The organism is Micromonospora sp. NPDC000663 (genome assembly GCF_042898105.1).
In the GTDB taxonomy this organism is placed as follows: domain Bacteria; phylum Actinomycetota; class Actinomycetes; order Mycobacteriales; family Micromonosporaceae; genus Micromonospora.
In genome coordinates, this window is record NZ_JBIAYR010000001.1 from 955,359 (window position 1) to 979,724 (window position 24,366).

A 24,366-nucleotide genomic window follows, 5' to 3' on the forward strand; every position below is an offset into this window, starting at 1 on the left:
CAGCCGCCCGACCGGCGGGGATCAGGCGGCGCGGGCGTACTGCGCCGGACCGGTGTACGCGACTCCGAGCTTCGCGGCGGCCCGGCGCGGCCAGTACGGGTCGCGCAGCAGCTCACGCCCGAGCAGCACCAGGTCGGCGTCGCCGCTGGCGATGATCTGCTCGGCGTGCTCCGGCTCCACGATCAGGCCGACCGCGCCGCTCGGCACGCCTGCCTCGCGGCGGATCCGGGCGGCCAGCGGCACCTGGTAGCCGGGGCCGAGCGGGATGCGCTGTTCCGTGCTCACACCGCCGGAGGACGCGTCGACCAGGTCCACGCCGACACCTGCCAGCTCGCCGGCGAGCACCAGGCTGTCTTCGATCGTCCAGCCGCCCTCGACCCAGTCGGTGGCGGAGATCCGGGTGAGCACCGGGACGTTCTCGCCGACGGCGGCGCGTACCGCGCGGGCGACCTCGAGGGTGAGCCGCATCCGGCCGGCCCGGTCGCCGCCGTAGCCGTCGGTGCGGTGGTTGGTAAGCGGGGAAAGGAACTCGTTGAGCAGGTAGCCGTGCGCGGCGTGGATCTCCACGGCGGCGAACCCGGCGGCCAGTGCCCGCTCGGCGGCGGCGGCGAACGCGTCGACCACACCGGTGACACCCGCCGCGTCCAGCGCGGTCGGCGTCCGGTAGCCGGCGGTGAACGGGTCCGGCCCGGGGGCGACAGGGGTCCAGCCGCCTTCGTCGTCCGGGACACCGCCGCGCCCCGGTGCCCACGGCCGGTACGTCGAGGCCTTGAACCCTGCGTGCGCGAGCTGCACGGCCGGCACCGCGCCGTGTGCGGCGACGAACTCGGTCACCGGTCGCCACGCGTCCACGTGGGCGCCGGACCACAGCCCGGTGTCCTGCGGGCTGATCCGCCCCTCGGGCACCACGGCGGTGGCCTCGCTCAGCACCAGGCCGGCGCCGCCGACGGCGCGGGTGCCGAGGTGGATCAGGTGCCAGTCGGTGGGCAGCCCGTCGGGGCCTGCCGAGTACTGGCACATGGGTGCCATGGCGATCCGGTTGGGCAGGGTGACCGCGCGCAGGGCCAGCGGTGTGAACAGGACACTCATGTCGTCATCCTCTCGAAAACGTCGACGGACCCCTCGGGGAGGGGTCCGTCGACGTCGGTGTGCCGGGATCAGGCGGGGACGGGGCTCAGTTCGTCCTGCCGGTCGGGTCGGGCCACCGGGGCCGGCTCCGGCTCGGTCAGGTCGCGCTTGCCTGCGGACTCGTACGCGGTCCGGTCGAGGGTGCCCTCGCGGGCGGCGACCACTGTCGGCACCAGAGCCTGCCCGGCCACGTTGGTGGCGGTGCGGATCATGTCGAGGATCGGGTCGATGGCGAGCAGCAGGCCGGCGCCGGCCAGCGGCAGACCCAGCGTGCTCAGGGTGAGGGTGAGCATCACGATCGCGCCGGTCAGGCCGGCGGTGGCGGCCGAGCCGACCACCGAGACGAACGCGATGAGCAGGTAGTCGGTGACGCCGAGCTGGACGCCGAACACCTGGGCCACGAAGATCGCGGCGAGCGCCGGGTAGATGGCGGCGCAGCCGTCCATCTTCGTGGTGGCGCCGAACGGCACCGCGAACGAGGCGTACTCGCGGGGGACACCGAGGCGCTCGACGGAGCGCTGGGTCACGGGCATGGTGCCCACCGAGGAGCGGGACACGAACGCCAGCTCGATGGCCGGCCAGGCGCCGGCGAAGAAGCGCAGCGGGTTGAGCCGGCCGGCGAGGATCAGCACCAGCGGGTAGACCACGAACAGCACGATGGCGCAGCCGACGTAGACGGCCGTGGTGAACTTCGCGAGCGGGGCCAGCAGGTCCCAGCCGTACGAGGCGACGGCGTTGCCGATCAGGCCGAGGGTGCCGATCGGGGCGAGCCGGATGACCCACCAGAGCGCCTTCTGGACGATCTCCAGCAGCGAGCGGTTCAGCGCCACGAACGGCTCGGCGGGCTCGCCGACGAGCAGGGCGGCGGCACCGACGACCAGGGCGAGGAAGACGATCTGCAGGACGTTGCCCTCGACGAACGCGCCGACCGGGTTGGTGGGCACGATGCCGGTGAGGAAGTCGGTCCACGAGCCGGTGTTCTTCGGCGGCGCGGCGCCACCCACGTCGATGGTCACACCCTTGCCGGGGTTGGTGAGCAGGCCGAGGCCGATGCCGATGCTCACCGCGATGAGCGCGGTGATGCCGAACCACATGAGGGTCTTGAGCGCGAGCCGGGCGGCGTTCGCGACGCCGCGCAGGCTGACCACGCTCACCACGATGGCGGTGAAGACCAGCGGCGGCACGGCCAGCTTCAGGAGTTGGATGAAGAGGCTGCCGACGGTGTGCAGGGTGCTGGTCAGCCAGCTCAGGTCGTTGCTGCGGGCAACGAAACCGAGTGCGACACCGAGGACGAGACCGAGCAGGATCTGCACGGAGAAGGGGATTCTACGCAGGCCGAATGGCATGGGACGTTTTCCAATTGTCTGGTCCGGGCGAGATGGCGAGTGACGCGCGCTACGCCGGACAGACGCCGCTGGCCTGCAGTCGGAGATCGACGTACAGGCGGACGGTGAGGCCCCAGACATTGGTCATCGTTTACACAACGATACCCCCGTCGCCGATCACTGCAAGGAGCGATCCGGGTGAGGCTCCTTACAGAGCGCCAGCGTGGTGGCCGTCGCCACACCCCACAGCGCCGCGAGCGCGAGGACCACCCGCTCCAGCACACCCACCACCGCGCCCCGGCCCACGACGAGCATGGCCAGCCCCACCGCGGCGCAGAGCGGCAGGGCCAGCCCGGCAGCCCCGGCGGCCAGGCGTCGTACCGTCCGGTCGGCCGCACCCGAGACGGCAAGCGCGGCCATCGCCAGGACGACCGCCGCGGTCGCCGCGATACTCGCGCCGCCGTGCACCAGGTCGGCCACTGTTGCCTTCTCGAACGGCGGCAGCGGGCAGCCCGCCGAGCAGGTCACCGCCCCGGACACGGCCGTGCACACGGCTCCGACGGCGAGCAGCGCCGACGCCAGCCGTACCCCCGGGGGCAGCGCCGCGGCGATCAGCAGCAACGCGCCGGCCAGGGCCAGCACCCCGATCCGGTACGTCGCGGCGTAGCCGCTGCCGGCGATGCCTGCCTCACTGACGTACCCGATGAGACCCGGACCGGGACCGGCGAGCACGGCGACTGTCACCGCTACGGCGCCGGCGAGCGTGCAGCCGGCGGCGACCGACGCGGCGACCCGGCGGGCGACGTCCGCGCCCACGCCCGGCGCGCTCGTGGTGCCGGCCCGCCCCCGCTCAACCACGCCCGTGCGGCGTCGTCCAGCCGGACTCGTCGGGGCCGAGCGGCACGATCCCGGTCGGGTTGATCTCCCGGTGGGTGCCGTAGTAGTGCCGCTTGATGTGGTCGAAGTCGACAGTCTCGCCGAAGCCCGGGGTCTGGAACAGGTCCCGGGCGTACGCCCAGAGCACAGGCATCTCGGTCAGCTTGTTGCGGTTGCACTTGAAGTGCCCGTGGTACGCGGCGTCGAAGCGGACCAGTGTGGTGAACAGCCGCACGTCGGCCTCGGTGATCGCGTCGCCCAGCAGGTAGCGCTGCCCGGCCAGCCGCTCGGAGAGCATGTCGAGCCGGGCGAAGAGCGCCCGGAACGCCTCGTTGTACGCCTCCTGGGAGGTGGCGAACCCGCACCTGTAGACGCCGTTGTTGACGTCGGCGTGGATGTCGGCCATCAGCGCGTCCATCTCCGGGCGCAGCGCCTCCGGGTAGAGGTCCGGCGCCCCCGCGCGGTGCAGCGCCCGCCACTCGGTGGAGAGGTCGAGGGTGAGCTGCGGGTAGTCGTTGGTGACCACCCGACCGGTCAGGGTGTCGACAAGCGCCGGCACCGTCACCCGGCCGGTGTAGTCCGGGTCGGTCGCCAGGTACGCCTCGGAGAGGAACCCGACGCCGAGGACCGGGTCGAAGCCGTCCGGGTCGAGGGCGAACGCCCAGCCCCGCTCGTCGCGGATCGGGTCGACGGTGCCCAGCGAGATCGCGTCGTCCAACCCGAGCAGACCACGCACGATCCTCGCCCGGTGCGCCCACGGGCAGGCGCGGCACCAGATCAGCCGGTAGCGGCCGGCCTCCAGCGGCCAGCGGTCCTGCTCGTCCGGGCCGCCACCGGGCGGGGAGGTCGAGTCGGCGGTGACCCGACCGGTGAACCGGTTGGGCTGGCGGACGAACGCGCCGCCGCCGCTTGTCTCTGCGCTGAACTGGGCCCGGGCCATGCCGTCAACCTATCCGCTGCGAGCGCGGATATCCTGGCGGCCGGATGCCCTCCGCGACCCGGCGGGCGTGCCCCACCCCCGCCGTATGCACCCCGAAGGACTCGCGATGACCGTGGCATACCTGGTGGCCGGTGTCCGCACCCCGATCGGCCGGTACGCCGGCGCGCTGGCCGGAGTCCGCCCCGACGACCTGGCCGCGCACGTGATCCGTGAGCTGGTCGCCCGCCACCCGTCGGTGGACTGGGCGCGGGTGGACGACGTGGTGCTCGGCTGTGCCAACCAGGCCGGCGAGGACAACCGGAACGTGGCCCGCATGGCGGCGCTGCTCGCCGGCCTGCCCGAGGAGGTGTCGGGCAGCACCGTCAACCGGCTCTGCGGCTCCGGCCTGGACGCGCTGGCCACCGCCGCGCGGTCGATCGTCGCCGGGGACGCCGAGCTGGTGGTCGCAGGCGGGGTGGAGAGCATGAGCCGGGCGCCGTTCGTCATGCCCAAGGCGACGTCGGCGTACTCCCGCTCGGCCGAGGTGTACGACACCACGCTGGGCTGGCGGCTGGTCAACCCGCTCATGCGCGACGGCTGGGGGGTCGACTCGATGCCGGAGACGGCGGAGAACGTGGCAGCCGAGTACGGGGTGAGCCGGGCCGAGCAGGACGCGTTCGCGTACCGCTCGCAGCAGCGGGCGGCCAGGGCGCAGGCCGACGGCCGGTTCGCCGAGGAGATCGTGCCGGTGTCCGTGCCGGCCGGCCGCCGGGAGACCCGCCTCGTCGAGGTGGACGAGCACCCCCGGGAGACGTCGCTGGAGAAGCTCGCCGCGCTGCCCACCCCGTTCCGCGACGGCGGCACGGTGACCGCGGGCAACTCGTCGGGCGTCAACGACGGCGCTGTCGCGCTGCTGGTGGCCAGCGAGGCGGCGGTGGCCCGGTACGGCCTCACCCCGCTGGCCCGCATCGGCGGAGCGGCCGCCGCCGGCGTACCGCCCCGGATCATGGGGATCGGCCCGGTGCCGGCCACCCGCAAGCTCCTCGACCGGGTCGGCGTCGAGGTGGGCGCGGTGGACGTCGTGGAGCTGAACGAGGCGTTCGCCGCGCAGTCCGTGGCGGTGCTGCGCGAGTTGGGGTTGCCCGTCGACGCCGAGCACGTCAACCCGAACGGCGGCGCCATCGCGTTGGGGCATCCGCTCGGCGCCAGCGGCGCCCGGCTGGCCCTGACCGCCGCCCTGGAGTTGCGCAGGCGCGGGGGCCGTCGTGCCCTGGCCACCATGTGCATAGGTGTCGGCCAGGGCATCTCGCTGCTGTTGGAGTCCGCCGACTGAGCGTGGAAACAGCGTGAAGGGATCTCCCGAACGCTCGCGTCGGCGGCCTAGAGTGGTCCACACCACACGACCCGCGGGTCCGCCGGTGGTCGCGCACGTCCGCCGACGCCGGTGCCGCCCGCGCCGCGGCGATGAACTGGGGAGCACGCTGATGCCGGACGGACTGCCGACCGAGATCGATCTGACCAGGCCGAGTGCGGCCCGGGTGTACGACTATTTCCTGGGTGGGGCGCACAACTTCGAGATCGACAGGCAGTTGGCCGAGCAGATCGCCAGCATGACCCCGAACCTCGCCGCCACCATGCGGTCCGGTCGGGAGTTCCTGCGCCGCGCCGTCCGCGCGCTGCTCGACGCCGGCATCGACCAGTTCCTCGACATCGGCTCCGGAATTCCCACCGTGGGCAACGTGCACGAGGTGGCCCAGGCGGCGAACCCCAAGGCCCGGGTGGTGTACGTCGACATCGACCCGGTGGCCGTCGCGCACAGCCGGGAGCTGCTCGCCGGCAACGACCTGACCGGCGTGATCCACGCCGACCTGCGCGAGCCGGAGCGGATCCTCACCGAGACCCACCAGCTCAATCTGATCGACTTCAGCCGGCCGATGGGCATCCTGCTGGCCGGGGTGGTGCACTTCGTCCCGGACGCCGACCGTCCCGAGGAGATCCTCTCCACCCTGCGGGCCGCCGCCGCGCCGGGCAGCTTCCTGGTCATCTCGCACTCCACGTTCGAGGACCAGCCGCAGGAGATGCTTGACGCCCAGCGCCTCTCCGCGCGTACCGACACGGAGATCACCCTGCGCTCCCGCGCCCAGATCACCGGCTTCTTCGGCGACTGGACGGTCCTCGAGCCGGGCGTCGTGCACATGCCGCTCTGGCGTCCCGACTCGCCGTCCGACGTGGACGAGCACCCGGAGCGGTTCGGCGCCTTCGGGGGCGTCGCCCGGTACGACCAGTCCGCCGGCTGATCCCGTGGCCGCCGTCCCGGAGCCCATCGGGGCCGACGTCGGCCGGGGCGGTGCCCAGGGCTACGCCGCCGACTGGGCCCGTGCGGTACGCCGGCTCGGTTTCGTGCCGCTCAGCGCGGCCGAGACGGAGCGGCTGCTGCTGGTGCACACCGTCCGGTTGGCGCAGGCGTTGCGCGCGGAGCCGTTCACGGCCCGGCCGGCGGAGGAGGTCGGCCGGGCCCTGGTGGAGGCGCACCTCACCGAGCCTCGGGCACTGGAGTGGGCGTTGCGCGCCCTCGGCGCGGACTTCCCCCACCGGGTGCTGGCCGCCGAGGGCTGGCCGGCGGACCTGGGCGAGCGGATCGCTGCCGTGCAGGGCGGGCTGGCGGCCGGGTACGCCCGCGCGCTGCGCGACCGCACCTTCGCCCAGCAGGAACGGATCGCCCGGTCGGCCTGGCAGGCGCGCGACGAGGTCGAGCAGGCGCTGCGCGACAGCGAGGCGCGGTTTCGGGCGGTGTTCACAGGTGCGGCGATCGGGATCGGCATCGCCGGGGTGGACGGTCAGATCATCGACGTCAACCAGGCGTTCGCCGACATGCTCGGCTACTCGATCGAGGAGTTGTGCCGGGCCAACGTGGCGGAGTTGTTCCACGCCGACGACGCCGCCGGCATGTGGGACCTGTACCAGGAGATGGTCGAGGGCAAGCAGGACTCGGCCCGGCTGGAGAAGCGCTACTACCGCAAGGACGGCAGCATCGTCTGGACGGACCTGGCCGTGTCGCTGATCAGGTACGACGACGGCCGGCCCCGGTTCACCGTCGCGATGATCGAGGACATCACCGAGCGGTACGAACTCCAGCAGCGGCTGCGTTTCCAGGCCCTGCACGACCCTTTGACCGGGCTGCCCAACCGGACGCTGTTCTTCGAGACGCTGGGCCGGGTCTTCGACTCCGCCGCGCCGCAACGCCGCGTCGGGGTGTGCTTCCTCGACCTGGACGGCTTCAAGGCGATAAACGACAGTCTCGGCCACGACCTCGGTGACCGGCTGCTGGTGGTGATCGGCCGTCGGCTGGCCGAGTGCGTGGCCGAGCACGGTCACCTGGTGGCCCGGATGGGCGGCGACGAGTTCGTGATCCTGGTCGACGGCGGCCAGGACGCGGTGGCGGTGGCGCAGACTGCCTTGGCCGCGGTCGCGGCCCCGGTGCACGTCGGCGACAAGCAGTTGGCGGTGTCGGCGAGTGTCGGCGTCGTGGAGTGCCCGGCCGAGGAGACCACCGCCTCGGAGCTGATGAAGGCCGCCGACACGACGCTCTACTGGGCGAAGGCGGCGGGCCGGGGCCGGTACGCGGTCTACGACCCGGAGCGCAGCGCCCGGGACCTGGCCCGCGCGGCGCTCGTCGCCGGGCTGCCGGCAGCCCTGGAGCGGGGCGAGTTCGTGCTGCACTACCAGCCGATCGTGTCGCTGCTGGAGGGCCGGATGCTCGCCGTGGAGGCGTTGGTCCGCTGGCAGCACCCCGAGTTGGGCCTCATCGGGCCGGACCGGTTCATCGGCCTCGCCGAGGAGACCGGTCTCATCGTCGGGCTCGGCGAATGGGTGCTGCGCACAGCGTGCCGGGACGCCGAGGGGTGGTGGCGGGAGTTCCCCGGCGCGCGGCTGGTGGTCAGCGTCAACCTCGCCGCCCGGCAGGCCGACGACCCCGCGATCGTGGACACCGTCGCCGACGCGCTGGACACCAGCGGACTGCCGGCGGAGCTGCTGCAACTGGAGCTGACCGAGAGCGCCGTGATGGGCAGCGCCGGTGAGCCGCTGCGCAGCCTGCACCGGCTCGCCGCGTTGGGCGTCCGGCTGGCCGTGGACGACTTCGGCACCGGCTACTCCAACCTGGCGTACCTGCGCCGCCTGCCGATCCACTGCCTGAAGCTGGCCGGCCCGTTCGTCGAGGGCATCCGCGCCGACGGTACGGACGTCGCGGCGGACCATCGCGACGAACGGATCGTCGACGCGTTGGTCCGGCTGGCGCACGCTCTGGAGCTGTGGGTCACCGCCGAGGCGGTGGAGACCGGAGTGCAGGCCGAACGGTTGCGCGCGCTGCGCTGCGACACCGGGCAGGGGCGGTACTTCGGCGCCCCCGCCCCGGCCGAGGTGATCACTGCCCGGCTGCGCGACGGGACGGCCGGGTGAGCGCGGGATCGGTACGGCCGCGAGGGTGGCGACGGAGGGTGGCGGCGTGAGGCGCGCGGACCGGCCGGCGATGGACGGCTACGGCGTGAGCGACGGACCGGTCCGGTCCGGGTGGTGCCGACGAAAGGCGACGGCATGAGCCTGAACGACTCGCAGACCGTGGTGACCGTGGTCGCCGCACTGGCCATCCTGGCCGGACTGGCCGGCGTGGTCGTGCCCGGCCTGCCCGCGCTACCCCTGTGCTGGGGCGGGGTACTGGTCTGGGCGATCTTCGGCGGCGCGGGCCCCGGTGGCTGGGCGGTGTTCGCCGCCGCCACGCTCGTCGCGGTCGGCGGCATGATCGTGAAGTACCTCTGGCCGGGCCGGAATCTCAAGCGCACCGGCGTGCCGACGTCGTCGCTGCTGGCCGGGGGAGCGCTCGGGCTGGTGGGGTTCTTCGTGATCCCCGTGGTCGGCCTGCTGCTGGGCTTCGTCGTGGGGATCTGGGCGGCGGAGCGGTTGCGGCTGGGCAGCAACCGACTCGCCTGGCCGTCCACCGTGCAGGCCCTCAAGGCGGTCGGCCTGTCCATGTTGGTGGAGTTCCTGGCCGGGCTGACCATCGGCGCCCTCTGGGTCGGCGGTCTCCTGCTGACGTGATCCGCCGCCCGGGTCGGACGACGTCGCCGCGTTCCGGCGAGCCGTTAGGTGAGGACGTGCGACTGGTCAAGTTCACGCATGCCTGTGTCCGCCTTGAGGACGCCGAGCGGCGACTGCTCATCGATCCCGGCGTCTGGACCGAGCCGGAGGCCTTTGACGGGGTGACCGACATCCTGGTGACCCACGAGCACGACGACCACCTCGACCTTGAGCGGGTCATGGAGGTGTCGGCCTCCCGTCCGGTACGCCTCTTCGCCCCGGCGCCGGTTCGGGAACTGGCCGAGAAGGGCGGATTGGCGTAGACGGTCACCGTGGTCGCGGCGGGTGACGAGTTTCGTGCCGGCGGCTTCCAGGTGGCGGCGGTCGGCGCAGCGCCTTGGGGCAGGCACCGCGAGGCCATCGACATGACCCGGGCGATCGCCCCGGAGCGGGCGTTTCCCATCCACGATCGGGCACTGTCGGCGGACGTCGGCTACGAGAACTTCGACGGCTGGATGGAGTACAGGGGCGACGGAATACCGGCGAATCCCCGTCGGCGACAGCGCCACCCTCTGATCGCGTGCGCATCGTGGTGCTCGGCGGTCTTGGCGCCTGGCCCTCGGCCGACCAGGGGCTGTGCTGGCTTCCTGGTCGAGCGCCGGGGCTTCCGGCTGCTGATCGACCCCGGCTACCGGCCCGGCACGTGGGGTTCCTGTCGAGCGCCGCCGAGGTGGGCCGTTACGCCAGTGCGGCACGCGCCGGAGCGGTCCTGTTGACCCACCTGTGGCCCGGCACGGACCCGGAGGTGGCGATCGCCGCGACGTGGCAGGCGTACGCGGGGCCGGTCACGGTGGCCCGACCGGGCGTGGTGGTCGATCTGCCCGGTTGACGTCAGGGGTTCGCCGTGACTGGCGCGGCAGCGCGGGGCGCCTTGGTCGGATACGGCGGGAGGCCGTACGCGAGAGAGAGGCGGCGCCCCGCACCACCGGGTGCCGGACGTTACCGAGCGTCCGACGGAGCCCGTCGCGATCGGGCCTGGTCACTGGTTACAGCATGCGGTTGTCCAGGGTGCGGCGGCAACGGGATTAGCGGACGGCACCCGGAACGTATTGACCGCCCCTGATCATCGGGACGACACTTTGCGCACTCGTTCACGGAACCACCTCAGGGAGGTGCGCAGTGGCCACGACGCCCGTTCCGACCGCAGAGCAACCGATGGACGACGACGCCCGACGGCTCGCCGAACTCGGCTACAAACAGGAACTGCGCCGCAAGTGGAGTGGCTTCTCCAACTTCGCCATCTCGTTCTCCATCATCTCGATCCTGGCCGGCTGCTTCACCACGTTCGGCCAGGCCTGGAACAACGGCGGGCCGGTCGCCATCTCCTGGGGCTGGCCGCTGATCTCACTGTTCATCCTGATCATCGGCTTCTGCATGGCCGAGTTGGTGTCCGCGTACCCGACCGCGGGTGGGATCTACTGGTGGGCGGCCACCATGGGTCGCCCGGTGCACGGCTGGTTCACCGGCTGGCTGAACCTGATCGGCCTGGTCGCGGTCACCGCGTCGGTCGACTACGGCTGCGCGACGTTCCTCAACCTCACCCTGTCGGCGCTCTTCGACGGCTGGGCGGGGACGCTGCGGCAGGCGTTCGTCCTGTTCGTGGTCATCCTGGTGCTGCACGGCCTGATCAACATCTTCGGGCACCGGATCATCGACGTACTCCAGAACGTCTCGGTCTGGTGGCACGTGGCCGGCGCGGCATTCGTGGTGGCCATCCTGGTCTTCGTCCCGGACAACCACCAGAGCTTCCAGTTCGTGTTCACCGAGCGGTTCAACAACTCCGGGTTCGGTGACGGGGACGTCGGCGGGCTGACGTTCTGGTTCTACGTGCTGCCGCTGGGCTTCCTGCTCACCCAGTACACGATCACCGGCTTCGACGCCTGCGCGCACGTCTCCGAGGAGACCCGGGGCGCCTCGCAGGCCGCCGCACGGGGGCTCTGGCAGTCGATCTTCTACTCTGCGGTGGGCGGCTGGATCCTGCTGCTGGCGTTCCTCTTCGCGGCCACCGACGTCGAGGCGGTCAACGCCGCGGGCGGCTTCTCCGGCGCGATCTTCGAATCCGCCCTGACCCCGGTCTTCTTCAAGATCGTCATCATCATCTCCACGATCGGGCAGTTCTTCTGCGGGATGAGCTGCGTGACCTCGATGAGCCGGATGGCGTACGCGTTCAGCCGCGACCGGGCGGTGCCCGGCTGGCGGCTCTGGTCGACCGTCGACCGCAACGGCACCCCGGTCAACGCGATCATCGGCGCCACCGTGGCCGGTCTGGTGCTGACCCTGCCGGCGCTCTACGAGAGCTCGGCCGGCATCCCGATCGCCTTCTACGCCGTGGTGTCCGTCGCGGTGCTCGGGCTCTACCTGTCGTTCCTCATCCCGATCGCGCTGCGGTTGCGGATGGGCGACAGGTTCACCGCCGGCCCGTGGACGCTCGGGCGGAAGTACAAGCTGCTCGGCTGGATCGCGGTCATCGAGATCGCCATCATCGCCGTCTACTTCGTGCTGCCGATCGTGCCCGCCGGGGTGCCCGGCAACGACGACTTCACCTGGTCGGCGGTGAACTACGCGCCGCTCGCCGTGGGCGGGGTGCTGCTTGTGGTCGCCGTCTGGTGGTACGCCTCGGCCCGGAAGTGGTTCACCGGCCCCGTCCGTACCGTCGAACAACCCCCGGCGACGGCCGACCGGGCACCTGTCGACGGCCCGGCCTGATCCGCACCCGGCGGGGTGGGCAGACGCTGCCGCCCCGCCGGGTTTGCCGCCCTCGGCGCCCGGGGCATTGACGGTGATCCGGTTTGCCAGTAGACCTTGGTGATGGAGGCCCGCGAATGAGGAAAGCACCGCTCACGCTTGAACAACTGCGGGTCGCCGTCGCCGAGGGTGAGATCGACACCGTGGTGCTCGCCCTCGTCGACATGCAGGGCCGGTTGCAGGGCAAACGGTTCCACGCGCCCTACTTCCTCGACCAGGTGGTCGCCAACGGCAGCGAGGGCTGCAACTACCTGCTCGCCGTGGACGTCGACATGAACACCGTCGACGGGTACGCGATGTCGAGCTGGGAACGCGGCTACGGCGACTTCGCGATGGTGCCCGACTTCGCCACCCTGCGCCGGGTGCCCTGGCAGCCCGGCTCGGCGCTGCTGCTGGCCGACCTGACCTGGCTGGACGGCTCCGGTGACGTGGTCGCCTCACCCCGGCAGATCCTGCGCCGGCAACTGGACCGGCTGGCCGAGCACGGGCTCACCGCGTACGCGGGCACCGAGTTGGAGTTCGTGTTGTTCCGTGACTCGTACGAGGACGCGTGGCGACGTGGCTACCGCGACCTCACTCCGGCGAACCAGTACAACGTGGACTACTCGCTGCTCGGGACCGCACGGGTCGAGCCGCTGCTGCGCCGGATCCGCACCGAGATGGCAGGCGCCGGGCTCACCCCGGAGAGCGCCAAGGGCGAGTGCAACCTCGGCCAGCACGAGATCGCCTTCCGGTACGACGAGGCGGTGGCCTGCGCCGACCACCACGTCATCTACAAGAACGGGGCCAAGGAGATCGCCGCCCAGGAGGGCATGGCGATCACCTTCATGGCCAAGCCGAACGAGCGGGAGGGCAACTCCTGCCACATCCACTTCTCGCTGCGGGACCGGTCCGGCTCGTCGGCGATGCTCGGCGACGGGCCGGCGCACCTGTCGCAGACCGGGCAGCGGGTGCTCGCCGGGCTGCTCGCCACCATGCGGGAGTTCAGCCTGCTCTTCGCCCCCAACATCAACTCCTACAAGCGTTACCAGCCGGGGTCGTTCGCCCCGACGGCCCTGCGCTGGGGTGTGGACAACCGCACCTGTGCGCTGCGGGTGGTCGGGCACGGGCAGGGCATGCGTGTGGAGAACCGGGTGCCCGGCGCGGACGTCAACCCGTACCTGGCGATCGCCGGTCTGGTCGCCGGCGCGCTGCACGGCATCGACCAGGAGCTGGAGTTGGGCGAGGAGTGCACCGGCAACGCGTACGACGACCCGCAGGCCGAGCGGGTCCCCAGCACCCTGCGCGACGCCCTGGCCCTCTGGGAGGGCTCGACGGTGGCCCGGGAGGCGTTCGGCGACGAGGTGGTGGCCCACTACGCCAACCAGGCCAGAGTCGAGTTGGCGGCCTTCGACGCGGCGGTGACGGACTGGGAGCTGACCCGTGGCTTCGAACGCCTCTGACCCCTCCCTCCCCCGCGATCTTGCATTTAGTGTCGTGGGTACGTGGTGAATCGTGGCTTCTGTCGGGGCAGAAAGTGCAAGATCGCGCGGAGGGGCGGGGGTTAGGGCGTGACCAGGGTTGTTGACCCGACTTCGGGACAGGGGTTTCGGGAGGTCGCCGCTGCCTCGGTGGCGGAGGTGGACGCGGCTGTCGCGCGGGCGGCCACGGCCTTCGAGACCTGGCGTCGGGTGGGGCCGGGGGACCGGGCCCGCCTGCTGCGGCGCTTCGCCGCCGTCGTCGACGCGCACCTGGACGAACTGGCCGCCCTGGAGGTCCGCAACTCCGGGCACACGATCGGCAACGCCCGCTGGGAGGCAGGCAACGTCCGCGACGTGCTCGACTACTACGCCGGGGCACCCGAGCGGCTGACCGGGCGGCAGATCCCGGCACCCGGCGGGTGGGACGTCACCTTCCACGAGCCACTCGGCGTGGTCGGGGCGATCGTGCCGTGGAACTTCCCGATGCCGATCGCCGCCTGGGGGTTCGCCCCCGCCCTCGCGGCCGGCAACACGGTGGTGCTCAAACCCGCCGAGTTGACCCCGCTCACCGCGCTGCGCCTGGCCGAGCTTGCCCGTGACGCGGGCCTGCCCGACGACGTGTTCACAGTCATCCCCGGCGAGGGCGCTGTCGTGGGGGAGCGGTTCGTCACCCACCCGGCGGTCCGCAAGATCTGCTTCACGGGCTCCACCGAGGTCGGCACCCGCATCATGGCCGGCTGCGCCGCGCAGGTGAAGCGGCTCACCCTGGAGTTGGGCGGCAAGAGCGCCAACATCGTGTTCGCCGACGCTGACCTGGAGCGCGCCGCCGCGACCGCGCCCGGCGCGGTCTTCGACAACGCGGGCCAGGACTGCTGCGCACGATCGCGGATCCTGGTCCAACGCCAGGTGTACGACAGCTTCCTGGAACTGCTCGAACCAGCGGTACGCGCGGTGCGCGTGGAGGACCCGTCCCGGGACACCGCCGAGATGGGCCCGCTGATCTCCGCCGCCCAACGGGACCGCGTCGCCGGCTACGTGACCGGCGCGGAGGTCGCCTTCACCGGTTCGTGCCCGGACGGTCCCGGTTTCTGGCACGCGCCCACCGTGCTGCTGGCCGACTCGCCGGCCGACAGGCACTGGCGGGAGGAGATCTTCGGTCCGGTGGTGTCGGTGCTCCCGTTCGACGACGAAGCCGACGCGGTCCGGCTCGCCAACGACACCGAGTACGGCCTCTCCGGCTCGATCTGGACCCGGGACGTGGGCCGCGCCCTGCGGCTCGCCCGCGCCGTCGAGGCCGGCAACCTCAGCGTCAACTCGCACTCCTCGGTGCGCTACTGGACCCCGTTCGGTGGGATGAAGCGCTCCGGGCTCGGCCGTGAGCTGGGCCCGGACGCGTTGCACTCCTTCACCGACGTCAAGAACGTGTTCATCGCGACGGAGGAGTGACGCCAGTGCAGGGTCGGTTGCAGGACCGGGTGGCAGTGGTCACCGGAGCGGGCAGCGGGATCGGGTTGGCCACCGTGCGGCGGTTCACCGCCGAGGGGGCGCGGGTGGTCTGCGTCGACATCGACGCGGAGGCCGGCGAGAAGGCCGCCCAGGAGTGCGGCGGCGAGTTCGTCCGCACCGACGTCGCCGACGAGGCGGCGGTACGCGACCTGTTCGACGGGGTGGTCGAGCGGTACGGGCGTGTCGACATCGCGTTCAACAACGCCGGCATCTCGCCGCCGGACGACGACTCCATCCTGGACACCGGCCTCGATGCCTGGGAACGGGTACTCCGGGTCAACACCACGAGCGTCTACCTGTGCTGCAAGTACGCGATTCCGCACATGCGCCGGCAGGGCAAGGGCTCGATCATCAACACGGCCTCGTTCGTGGCGTTGATGGGGGCGGCGACGTCGCAGATCGCGTACACCGCCAGCAAGGGCGGCGTGCTGGCGATGACCCGGGAGCTGGGCGTGCAGTTCGCCCGCGAGGGCATCCGGGTCAACGCGCTCTGCCCCGGTCCGGTGGCCACCCCGCTGCTGCTGGAACTGTTCGCCGCCGACCCGGAACGCGCCGCCCGCCGGCTGGTGCACGTGCCGATGGGCCGGTTCGGGCAGCCGGAGGAGATCGCCGCCGCCGTGGCCTTCCTGGCCAGCGACGACGCCTCGTTCATGACCGCCGCGCAGTTCGTGGTCGACGGCGGCATCACCGGCGCGTACGTCACACCGCTGTGACCACGAGGACCCGGCCGCTGATCGGAATCAGCGCGTACGTCGAACCCGCCGACTGGGCGGTGTGGCGTGGCGTACCGGCAGTGCTGGTGCCCGAGGCGTACGTGCGGGCGGTGACCGCCGCCGGTGGCCGGGCTGTGGTCCTGCCTCCGGACGACGAGGACGCCGACGTGCTGGCCGTCCTCGACGGGCTGCTGCTGGCCGGGGGCGCCGACGTGGGTCCGGGGCGGTACGGCCAGCCGCCGCACCCGCGTACCGAGGACCGGCCGGACCGGGACGCCGGTGAGCTGGCCCTCCTTGCGGCCGCGCTCGCCGTCGGGTTGCCGGTGCTCGGTGTCTGCCGGGGAATGCAGCTGCTCGCCGTCGCCTACGGCGGCAGCCTGCACCAGCACCTGCCGGACGTGGTGGGGCACGAGGAGCACCGCCCGGCGCCCGGGGTCTACGGCGCCCACCCGGTGCGGTTCGCGGAGGGCAGCCTCGCCGCGACGGTGTTGGCGGGGGTACGGCGGGTCAACTCGTACCACCATCAGGCGGTCGCCGACCCCGGTCGGCTGACGGTCACCGGGTGGGCGGCGGACGGCGTGATCGAGGCGGTGGAGGATCCGGGCCTGCCGTTCGTGCTGGGCGTGCAGTGGCATCCGGAGAACGATCCGGATCCGCGTCCGATCACCGCCCTGGTCCGGGCGGCCGAACGGTCCCGGTCGGGTGTGACGTAGGTCGCCCCGCCAGGTGCGGCGGCCGGTGGGAGGATCGGCGCATGGGCAAGGTCTATCCCGAGATCGACGGTCGGCTGCGGGACTTCATCGCCGCCCAGCCGGTCTTCTTCGTGGCCACCGCGCCGTCCGGTACCGAGGGGCACGTCAACGTCTCGCCCAAGGGCATGCGGGGCACCTTCGTGATCCTCGGCCCGCACCGGGTGGCGTACCTGGACTATCACGGCAGCGGTGCCGAGACCATCGCCCACCTGCGGGACAACGGCCGGATCACGCTGATGTTCTGCGCCTTCGACGGGCCACCGAAGATCGTCCGGTTGCATGGTCGGGGCAGCAGCGTCGCGGTGACCGACGACACCTTCACCGAGCTGATCGCCGAGTTCCCCGAGCCCCCGGACGTGCACGGGGTGCGGGCCGTGATCAGCGTCGAGGTCGAGCGGGTGAGCGACTCCTGCGGCTACGCCGTTCCCCTGATGGACTTCCGCGCCGAACGCGACCTGTTGCTCAGCTCACACTCCCGTCGCAGCACCGACGATCTGGTGACCTACCGGGCCACCAAGAACGCGGCGAGCATCGATGGGCTGCCCGTCTTCTGACCTGCCCGGGTGTCCTGACGCCACCGGCTCCACAGCCACCACCGCATCCCGACTGTCGGGTGACCGACTGATGAGGTGGAGGTAACCAGCGTCTACGGAGCGGCATGCGTTACGTTGCTGGTCCGCCGGGGTACAAGTCGGAGCACAGCGGGTGGAGATCAACGGCTGAGGGGCACGGCCGGAGCGGGAGGCTGTATGAGCTCGGCCCAGGGGGGCGCGGACACCGGGCATCCCTTCGCGGACGGTGGGGAGATCCCCCCGATGCTGGCGGCTGCGTTCGCGGCCGGAGGCGAGTTGGGCCGGCGGCTACGCGACTTCGACTGGTCCACGACCCCGCTGGGTGCGCCCGGGCAGTGGCCGGCGGCGCTCTGCAACGCGGTGGGCATGATGCTCGCCTCCAGCGCGCAGATCGTCATGTTCTGGGGTGACGACAAGCGCGCCTTCTACAACGACGCCTACCGTCCGACCATCGGCGCCAAGCACCCGGACGTGCTCGTCCAGCCGGCCCGCCTGCACTGGGCGGAGACCTGGGACGTGCTCGGTCCGCTGCTGGACGGCGTCCGGCGCACCGGCCTCTCCTACCGGGGTGAGGACCACCCCTTCCTGCTGGACCGGTACGGCTTCGTCGAGGAGACCTACTTCGACGTCTCGTACGACCCGATCCGCGGCGACGACGGCACGGTCAGCGGCGTCTACTGCATCGTCAACGAGACCACCGGGCGGGTGCTCGGCGAACGGCGGCTGCGGGCCCTCGCCGAGCTGGGCGCCGACCTGGCCGACGTGGGCAGTGCCGGCGAACTCGGCCGGGCCGCCGCCGAGGTGCTCGAGCGGCACCGGGCCGACGTGCCCTTCGCGCTGATCTACCTGGGTGACGACAGCGGTCGCCTCGCCCTGGCCGGGGCCAGTGGCACGGGTCCGGCGACCATCTCGATGCCTACCGACCTGCTCGCCCAGGTCGCCACCCACGGCGAACCGGCCACCGTCGACCTGGCGGACGTGCTCGATCCGCCACCTACCGACGCGGCCCGCCAGGCTCTCGTGCTGCCCGTCACGGCCGCCAACGAGGCGGTCGGCGCGCTTGTCGTCGGGGTGGCCCGCCGGCTGCCGCTGGGCGACGACTACCGCGACTTCCTCGACCTGGTGGCCGCGCAGATCTCCCGGGCGGTCGGCAAGCAGCGGGCGTACGAGCAGGAGCGGGCCCGGGCTGCCGAGCTGGCCGCGCTCGACCAGGCGAAGACCAACTTCTTCGCCAACGTCAGCCACGAGTTCCGCACGCCACTGACCCTGGTGCTCGGCCCGCTGGAGGACATGCTTGCCAACCCGGCGCTGCCCGCCGCGGACACCGAGCGCCTCACGATGATGCACCGCAACGCGTTGCGGCTGCTCAAGCTGGTCAACACCGTGCTGGACTTCTCCCGACTGGAGTCGGGGCGGCTCGCCGCCCGCTTTCAGCCCACCGACCTGTCCGGCTACACCGCCCGGCTGGCCAGCACCTTCCGCTCGGCCACCGACCGGGCCGGGCTGCGACTGCTTGTGGACTGCCCGCCGCTGCCCGCGCCCGTCTTCGTCGACCGGGACATGTGGGAGAAGATCGTCCTCAACCTGGTGTCGAACGCGGTCAAGTTCACCTTCCACGGCGAGATCCGCGTCCGGGTGCGGGTCGTCGGCGACGCCGCCCGGCTGGAGGTGACCGACACCGGCGTGGGAATCCTCCCGGCCGAGGTGCCGCACGTCTTCGAACGGTTCCACCGGGTGCCCGGGGTTCGCGCCCGCACCCACGAGGGCACCGGGATCGGCCTGGCGCTTGTGCGGGAACTGGTCGAGATGCACGGTGGCCAGGTGGGGCTGACCAGTCGGGTCGACGAGGGCAGCACCTTCACGGTGACCATCCCGTTCGGGTCGGCGCACCTGCCCGCCGACCGGGTGGCGGCGTTCGGCCCGCTGCCCGCCGGCGAGCCCGAGCAGGCCCGGCTGTACGTGGCCGAGACCGCGCTGTGGACCGGCTCGGCGGCCGAGCCGGAGTTCGACAGCGGGCCGACGGCTGTCGAACCGGCCGGTCGGATCCTCGTGGTCGACGACAACGTCGACCTTCGTGAGCACGTCACCCGGCTGCTCTCGCCCACCTGGGAGGTGGTCACCGCCAGCGACGGGCTGGTGGCCCTGCCGCTGGCCCAGGAGGGCGGGTTCGACCTCGTGCTCACCGACGTGATGATGCCCCGCCTGGACGGGTACGGACTGGTGACCGCCCTGCGCTCCGACCCGCGTACCCGGCATGTGCCGATCGTGCTGCTCTCCGCCCGCGCCGGCTCGGCGGAGGCCGTCGCCGGTCTCTCCATCGGGGCCGACGACTACCTCGTCAAGCCGTTCTCCGGGCAGGAGCTGATCGCCCGGGTGCGGGCCAACGTGGAGCTGGGTCAGCTGCGCGGGCAGATCATCCGTCGACTCCGTGCGCTCGCCGACGCGGCGGTGGCGGTGAACACCGCCCGGTCGACCTCGGACGTGCTCCAGGTAGCGGCCCGGCACGCGCTGACCCTCGCCGAGGCGGCCCGGGTGGTGGTGAGCGCGTCCGACGCGCGCTCCGAGGCGGACGCCGGTGGCACCACCGCCGCCGAGCCGTCCTTCGCGGCCGACCTGACCGGCACCACCGGTGAGCGGCTCGGCGAGCTGCGGGTCTGGCGCGCCGCCGACGACGACGCGCAGGCCGACGACGCCGCGCTGACCCAGCTCGCCCGGCTCGTCGGCGTGCGGCTCGAGAATGCCCAGCTCTACGAGGCCGAACACCGCATCGCCACCACCCTTCAGCACAGCCTGCTGCCCCAGTCGCTGCCGCAACTGCCGGGCGCGGTGGTGGCCAGCCGTTACCTGCCCGGCAGCGCCGACGTCGAGGTCGGCGGCGACTGGTACGACGTCATCGCGTTGGACGGCGACGAGCTGGTGCTCGTCATCGGCGACGTGGTCGGCAAGGGCGTCCGGGCCGCCGCCGCGATGGGGCAACTGCGCAACGCGCTGCGGGCGTACGTGCTGGAGGGCTTCGACCCGGGTGCGTCACTGACCCGGCTCAACCGGCTGGTCGGCTCCACCGAGGGTCGTTCCTTCGCGACAGTGGTCTGCCTGCAGTTCAACCCGCGCACCGGCCAGCTGCGGTACGCCAGCGCCGGCCACCCCTCCCCACTGCTGATCCGAGGAGGCGACGTGGCGTTCCTGCACGACCGCGCGCTGGGGCCGCCGGTCGGCGCCATCCCCGACACGACGTACCGGACTGTCGACGGGGAGCTGCGCGCCGGCGAACGGCTGCTCCTCTACACCGACGGCCTCATCGAGGACCGCAGACTCGGCATCGACGCCGGGCTCACCCAGCTCCGCATCGACGCCGCGACCCCGGGCGAGCACGTGGTGGACCTGATCGACGCCGTGGTCGAGCGGGTCGTCGGGCAGCCACGTCGGGACGACGTGGCGGTGCTCGGCCTGGAGGCCGCCGAGCTGAACCGATTCGCGTTGCGGTTGCCGGCGGACCCGACCCGGCTGAGCGTGCTGCGCAAGCGCCTGGAGGACTTCCTCGTCGCGCACTCGGTGGGCGAGACCGACCTGTTCGACCTGACCGTCGCCGTTTCCGAGGCCGCCGCCAACGCCATCGAGCACCCGGTGCACCCCGCCGAGCCGACGATCAGCGTGGAGGTGGCCATCGAGGACCGCACGGTGACCGCCACGGTGCGCGACAGCGGGCGGTGGCGGGAGTCGACCGACTCGGGGTTCCGGGGGCGCGGCCTGTCCCTGATCAAGGCCCTGGGGGACCTGTCGGTGCGGCGTACCGATGAGGGCACCGAGGTGACGCTGCGCCGGCGCCTTCAGGGCTGAGCGCGCCCGGCGTGCGCCGGTGGCTCAGGCCTGGCGTAGCCAGGTCTGCTCGCCCAGACCGGAGATCTCCAGCACCCGGCGGACCTGCCGCGACGGCAGCACCGTGAGCGTGCCGGGGAACTGCTGGGCGAGCCGGACCAGCGCGTGGATGGCTGCCGAGTCGAAGAAGGTGACAGCGCTCAGGTCCAGCGTGATCTGCTCGGCGGGCTCGCGCAGCGCCGTCTGGAGCATGGTGTCGGCGGTCGCCATGTCGACCTCGCCGGCCACCACCACGTGGAGGTGATCACCGTCGATCTCCGCGCTGGCGGAGAAGACGGGTGGTGCTCCCCCTTGATCCACGCAGACACCATGGCACAGCCGACCTGGCGGGGCAACAACCGGTCCGCCGTGGCCGTGGCGCGGGTCACCAGCGGCCCCGGCGATAGGCTTGCGCCATGACCGTCCGTCCGCCGCTGACACCCGGCGCGCTCTCCCCGATGCGACAGGTGCCGTCCCACATCACCAGGCCGGAGTACGTGGGCAAGAAGCGCCCGCAGGAGTGGCGCGGCTCCCACGTGCAGACGCCGGAGACCATCGAGAAGATGCGGATCGCCAGCCGGCTGGCCGCCCAGGCGACCCAGCTCGCCGGCGAGCACTGCAAGCCCGGCGTCACCACCGACGAGATCGACAAGGTGGTGCACGAGTTCCTCTGCGACCACGGCGCCTACCCGTCGACGCTCGGCTACAAGGGCTTCCCCAAGTCCTGCTGCACCAGCCTCAACGAGGTCATCTGCCACGGCATCCCGGACTCGACGGTCATCCAGGACGGCGACATCATCAACGTCGACGTCACCGCGTACATCGGTGGGGTGCACGGCGACACCGACGCCACCTTCTGCGTCGGCGAGGTCAGCGAGGAGGCCCGGCTGCTGGTCGAGCGGACCCACGAGGCCATGATGCGCGGCATCCGCGCCGTCGCCCCGGGCCGCCAGATCAACGTCGTGGGCCGGGTCATCGAGTCGTACGCCAAGCGGTTCGGCTACGGCGTGGTCCGCGACTTCACCGGCCACGGCATCGGGGAGTCCTTCCACAGCGGGCTGTACGTGCCGCACTACGACAGTCCCCGCCCCACCGACATCATGGAACCGGGGATGACCTTCACCATCGAGCCGATGATCACCCTCGGCACCTACCAGTACGACATGTGGGACGACGGGTGGACAGTCGTCACCAAGGACCGGAAGTGGACCGCCCAGTTCGAACACACGATCGTGGTGACCGACGACGGCCATGAGATCCTGACCCTGCCGTGACCGACACACCCGCCGCGCTGCGCGAGGCGCACCACGCCGACGTCTCCGGCGGCTGGCTGCGCCCGGCCGTCTTCGGCGCGATGGACGGCCTCGTCACCAACATCGCCCTGATCGCCGGCGTCGGCGGCGGCGGGGTGTCGCCGCGCAGCATCGTGCTGACCGGCACCGCGGGCCTGGTGGCCGGGGCGATCTCGATGGGGCTCGGCGAGTACACGAGCGTCCGCTCCGCCAACGAGCAGGTCGCCGCCGAGGTCGCCAAGGAACGGCGCGAGCTGGAACGGCACCCCGAGGCGGAGGCCCGCGAACTGGCCGACGCGTGGGTGGCCCGTGGCCTTCCCCGCGACCTGGCCACCCAGGTCGCCGAGGCGGTGCGCCGCGACCCGGAAGAAGCCCTGCGGGTGCACGTACGCGAGGAACTAGGCGTCGACCCCGACGACCAGCCCAGCCCCTGGGCCGCGGCGATCTCGTCGTTCGTGTTCTTCTCGGTCGGGGCGCTGGTGCCGCTGCTGACGTACCTGTTCGGCGCCACCGACCTGTGGCTGGCGCTCGCCGTCGGCGGGCTCGGCCTGTTCGCCGCCGGGGCGGTCGTCGCCCGCTTCACCCGCCGGCCCTGGTGGACAAGCGGCCTGCGTCAGCTGCTGCTCGGCGCCGCCGCGGCCGGAGCCACCTACCTGATCGGCTCGCTGATCGGCGTCCAGGGCGGACTGTGACACCTGTCAGCCGCTGAGCAGCTCGTCGACAGTGCCGTCCACCGGCCGGCCACGGGCCGTCAACTCGTCGGCCTGCCGGGCCAGCACCGCACCCACCTCGGTCATGTCCGCGCCGGCCAGCCCGGTACGGCGTACCGCGTCACCGGGGTCACGGAAGTAGGTGCGGGTCAGCAGGCCGGTCACCGTCGCCGCGACCAACCGTGCCTCGCCGAGCATCAGCAACGCCTGGTCGGTCTCGTACCACTCGGCCAGCCGGGCGGCCCGGGCGTGCGCCGCTGAGCCCCGGTACCAGGCCTGCCGCGCCGCCGTGCTGAACTCCGCCGGCCGCGCCCGGGCCAGCCGCCCGAGATGCTCGTCGCGCAACGTCCGCAGCCAGCCCGTCGGGTCGTGCAACGCCTGCGTGGTGACGTACCGGTCCGCGGTCAGAGGCCACAGCGGGGACAGCACCCGGGCCTGCGCCAGATAATCCTCGGCGGCGGCCACGGTCAGGTCGACGAGCACCCCGTCCACCCGGCGGGTCGCCACCGGCGGACCGGTGCCCGGTCGGTAGGTGACCACAAGCATCCCCACCTCGCGGTCCCCACCGCCGTCGTCGTCGCCGTGCGCCAGCGGACCGTGCACCGCGACCGCCAGCACCTCGGCGGAGAAACGCCTCCCGATGGCCTCGGCGACCCGCCCGGCCACCGTCCACCGTCGATCGTCGAGCCCTCGGTCGACACCGGCCTGCTCGCTGCTCGCGCTCACGGGGTCGCCTTTGTTCGCGGCTGCGGGGCTCGCAACCCCGGCTCACTCCTCGCGCTCACGGGGTCGCCTTTGTTCGCGGCTGCGGGGCTCGCAACCCCGGCTCACTCCTCGCGCTCACGGCTCGCCTCCGCCTCGCTACCGGCTGTCAGCCTAGCCAGCCGGCGGCGGGCCGGACAGCTCGCCGCGCCGGTGGGCACCAGCCGGAAGATGCGGATCTCCCGGCCGCCGGCCCGCTGCACGTACGTGCGGTACGCCGGCCACTCGGTGACCAGCAGTTGCCACAGCCGGTCCCGTTCGGCGCCGCTGGCCAGCTCGGCCCGCACCGGGATCCGCCGGCCCTTCACCGCCACCTCGGCCGACGGCTCGGCGAGCAGGTTCAACGCCCAGCCGGGCTGGTGGGTCTGCCCCCAGTTCGAGCCGATCACCACGTACGCGTCGCCGTCGGGCACGTAGAGCAGGGGATTGCTGCGCGGTTCGCCGGAGCGACGCCCCACAGTGGTGATCAGCAGGGACGGCAACAGGCCGAGCGCGACGACCCGGCCCCGGGTCAGCCGGCCGACCACCCGGTCGGCGGGGACGAGCAGGCGGGCGGCGGCGCCGAACCAGCGGTAGTGACCGACGCGGCGGGTGAGGTTTCCCAGCACTGACACGCCG

22 protein-coding genes are annotated in these 24,366 nt (G+C 72.2%); 15 read left to right on the plus strand and 7 right to left on the minus strand.

Annotated features, from left to right (window positions below; all coding sequences use genetic code 11):
* Positions 1–21: 21 nt before the first annotated feature.
* The 4 genes from ACFY1S_RS04590 to ACFY1S_RS04605 form a co-directional block, all read right to left on the minus strand.
* Positions 22–1,089 (minus strand): NADH:flavin oxidoreductase/NADH oxidase, encoded by a 1,068-nt coding sequence (locus ACFY1S_RS04590; protein ID WP_387112837.1) that lies wholly within the window; start codon positions 1,087–1,089, stop codon positions 22–24.
* 68 nt (positions 1,090–1,157) lie between these two features.
* On the minus strand, positions 1,158–2,462 hold the full coding sequence (locus tag ACFY1S_RS04595; protein ID WP_387114287.1) for a dicarboxylate/amino acid:cation symporter: 1,305 nt from the start codon (positions 2,460–2,462) through the stop codon (positions 1,158–1,160).
* A 168-nt stretch (positions 2,463–2,630) separates the two neighbouring features.
* Entirely contained in the window at positions 2,631–3,311 is a 681-nt protein-coding gene (locus ACFY1S_RS04600; protein WP_387112839.1) for a DUF998 domain-containing protein, read from the minus strand.
* The gene (locus tag ACFY1S_RS04605; protein ID WP_387112841.1) at positions 3,304–4,269 is read right to left on the minus strand and encodes a glutathione S-transferase family protein; all 966 of its coding nucleotides are present in this window, start codon (positions 4,267–4,269) and stop codon (positions 3,304–3,306) included. The genes ACFY1S_RS04600 and ACFY1S_RS04605 overlap by 8 nt, the downstream gene beginning before the upstream one ends.
* 106 nt (positions 4,270–4,375) lie before the next feature.
* On the opposite strand from ACFY1S_RS04605, the gene pcaF reads away from it, so the two are divergent.
* The 13 genes from pcaF to ACFY1S_RS04670 all read left to right on the plus strand — a co-directional run bounded on the left by pcaF (position 4,376) and on the right by ACFY1S_RS04670 (position 20,966).
* A complete protein-coding gene (gene pcaF / locus ACFY1S_RS04610) occupies positions 4,376–5,581 on the plus strand; it encodes a 3-oxoadipyl-CoA thiolase (RefSeq protein WP_387112843.1) in 1,206 nt (401 codons plus the stop codon).
* Between the two features lie 151 nt (positions 5,582–5,732).
* On the plus strand, positions 5,733–6,545 hold the full coding sequence (locus ACFY1S_RS04615) for an SAM-dependent methyltransferase (protein WP_357984872.1): 813 nt from the start codon (positions 5,733–5,735) through the stop codon (positions 6,543–6,545).
* Between the two features lie 4 nt (positions 6,546–6,549).
* Positions 6,550–8,706 (plus strand): putative bifunctional diguanylate cyclase/phosphodiesterase, encoded by a 2,157-nt coding sequence (locus tag ACFY1S_RS04620; RefSeq protein ID WP_387112845.1) that lies wholly within the window; start codon positions 6,550–6,552, stop codon positions 8,704–8,706.
* A 135-nt stretch (positions 8,707–8,841) separates the two neighbouring features.
* Positions 8,842–9,342 (plus strand): DUF456 domain-containing protein, encoded by a 501-nt coding sequence (locus tag ACFY1S_RS04625; protein WP_387112847.1) that lies wholly within the window; start codon positions 8,842–8,844, stop codon positions 9,340–9,342.
* Between the two features lie 56 nt (positions 9,343–9,398).
* The gene (locus ACFY1S_RS04630) at positions 9,399–9,644 is read left to right on the plus strand and encodes an MBL fold metallo-hydrolase (protein WP_387112849.1); all 246 of its coding nucleotides are present in this window, start codon (positions 9,399–9,401) and stop codon (positions 9,642–9,644) included.
* 380 nt (positions 9,645–10,024) lie between these two features.
* Positions 10,025–10,210, plus strand: coding sequence for a hypothetical protein (locus ACFY1S_RS04635; RefSeq protein WP_387112851.1), 186 nt, complete (start codon positions 10,025–10,027; stop codon positions 10,208–10,210).
* A gap of 290 nt (positions 10,211–10,500) precedes the next feature.
* Positions 10,501–12,087: an amino acid permease gene (locus ACFY1S_RS04640; protein ID WP_387112853.1), complete on the plus strand. Its 1,587-nt coding sequence runs from the start codon at positions 10,501–10,503 to the stop codon at positions 12,085–12,087.
* A 116-nt stretch (positions 12,088–12,203) separates the two neighbouring features.
* On the plus strand, positions 12,204–13,568 hold the full coding sequence (locus ACFY1S_RS04645; RefSeq protein ID WP_387112855.1) for a glutamine synthetase family protein: 1,365 nt from the start codon (positions 12,204–12,206) through the stop codon (positions 13,566–13,568).
* A 108-nt stretch (positions 13,569–13,676) separates the two neighbouring features.
* Positions 13,677–15,032, plus strand: coding sequence for an aldehyde dehydrogenase family protein (locus ACFY1S_RS04650; protein WP_387112857.1), 1,356 nt, complete (start codon positions 13,677–13,679; stop codon positions 15,030–15,032).
* 5 nt (positions 15,033–15,037) lie between these two features.
* A complete protein-coding gene (locus tag ACFY1S_RS04655) occupies positions 15,038–15,805 on the plus strand; it encodes a 3-oxoacyl-ACP reductase (RefSeq protein ID WP_364366704.1) in 768 nt (255 codons plus the stop codon).
* A complete protein-coding gene (locus tag ACFY1S_RS04660) occupies positions 15,802–16,518 on the plus strand; it encodes a gamma-glutamyl-gamma-aminobutyrate hydrolase family protein (RefSeq protein WP_387112859.1) in 717 nt (238 codons plus the stop codon). The genes ACFY1S_RS04655 and ACFY1S_RS04660 overlap by 4 nt, the downstream gene beginning before the upstream one ends.
* Positions 16,519–16,559: 41 nt before the next feature.
* Complete coding sequence (locus ACFY1S_RS04665; RefSeq protein WP_387112861.1) at positions 16,560–17,111, plus strand: pyridoxamine 5'-phosphate oxidase family protein; 552 nt, start codon at positions 16,560–16,562, stop codon at positions 17,109–17,111.
* Between the two features lie 195 nt (positions 17,112–17,306).
* Positions 17,307–20,966, plus strand: coding sequence for a SpoIIE family protein phosphatase (locus ACFY1S_RS04670; RefSeq protein ID WP_387112863.1), 3,660 nt, complete (start codon positions 17,307–17,309; stop codon positions 20,964–20,966).
* Positions 20,967–20,990: 24 nt separating this feature from the next.
* On the opposite strand, the gene ACFY1S_RS04675 is transcribed toward ACFY1S_RS04670, so the two are convergent.
* A complete protein-coding gene (locus ACFY1S_RS04675; RefSeq protein ID WP_364366691.1) occupies positions 20,991–21,305 on the minus strand; it encodes an STAS domain-containing protein in 315 nt (104 codons plus the stop codon).
* A gap of 95 nt (positions 21,306–21,400) precedes the next feature.
* Here ACFY1S_RS04675 and map point away from each other — a divergent pair, with 95 nt between their 5' ends.
* Positions 21,401–22,258 carry a type I methionyl aminopeptidase gene (gene map / locus ACFY1S_RS04680; RefSeq protein ID WP_387112865.1) on the plus strand — a complete coding sequence of 286 codons (858 nt, stop codon included), beginning with the start codon at positions 21,401–21,403 and terminating at the stop codon, positions 22,256–22,258.
* Positions 22,255–22,968: a VIT1/CCC1 transporter family protein gene (locus tag ACFY1S_RS04685; protein WP_387112867.1), complete on the plus strand. Its 714-nt coding sequence runs from the start codon at positions 22,255–22,257 to the stop codon at positions 22,966–22,968. The genes map and ACFY1S_RS04685 overlap by 4 nt, the downstream gene beginning before the upstream one ends.
* A 6-nt stretch (positions 22,969–22,974) precedes the next feature.
* On the opposite strand, the gene ACFY1S_RS04690 is transcribed toward ACFY1S_RS04685, so the two are convergent.
* Positions 22,975–23,712 (minus strand): nucleotidyltransferase domain-containing protein, encoded by a 738-nt coding sequence (locus tag ACFY1S_RS04690; protein WP_387112869.1) that lies wholly within the window; start codon positions 23,710–23,712, stop codon positions 22,975–22,977.
* Positions 23,713–23,813: 101 nt separating this feature from the next.
* On the minus strand, positions 23,814–24,362 hold the full coding sequence (locus tag ACFY1S_RS04695; protein WP_387112871.1) for a nitroreductase family deazaflavin-dependent oxidoreductase: 549 nt from the start codon (positions 24,360–24,362) through the stop codon (positions 23,814–23,816).
* Positions 24,363–24,366: the final 4 nt, after the last annotated feature.

Coding starts and splice junctions, on each gene's coding strand:
- ACFY1S_RS04590 (WP_387112837.1), bottom strand. CDS start 1,089: ATGAGTGTCCTGTTCACACCGCTGGCCCTGCGCGCGGTCACCCTGCCC.
- ACFY1S_RS04605 (WP_387112841.1), bottom strand. CDS start 4,269: ATGGCCCGGGCCCAGTTCAGCGCAGAGACAAGCGGCGGCGGCGCGTTC.
- pcaF (WP_387112843.1), top strand. CDS start 4,376: ATGACCGTGGCATACCTGGTGGCCGGTGTCCGCACCCCGATCGGCCGG.
- ACFY1S_RS04615 (WP_357984872.1), top strand. CDS start 5,733: ATGCCGGACGGACTGCCGACCGAGATCGATCTGACCAGGCCGAGTGCG.
- ACFY1S_RS04625 (WP_387112847.1), top strand. CDS start 8,842: ATGAGCCTGAACGACTCGCAGACCGTGGTGACCGTGGTCGCCGCACTG.
- ACFY1S_RS04645 (WP_387112855.1), top strand. CDS start 12,204: ATGAGGAAAGCACCGCTCACGCTTGAACAACTGCGGGTCGCCGTCGCC.
- ACFY1S_RS04665 (WP_387112861.1), top strand. CDS start 16,560: ATGGGCAAGGTCTATCCCGAGATCGACGGTCGGCTGCGGGACTTCATC.
- ACFY1S_RS04670 (WP_387112863.1), top strand. CDS start 17,307: ATGAGCTCGGCCCAGGGGGGCGCGGACACCGGGCATCCCTTCGCGGAC.
- map (WP_387112865.1), top strand. CDS start 21,401: ATGACCGTCCGTCCGCCGCTGACACCCGGCGCGCTCTCCCCGATGCGA.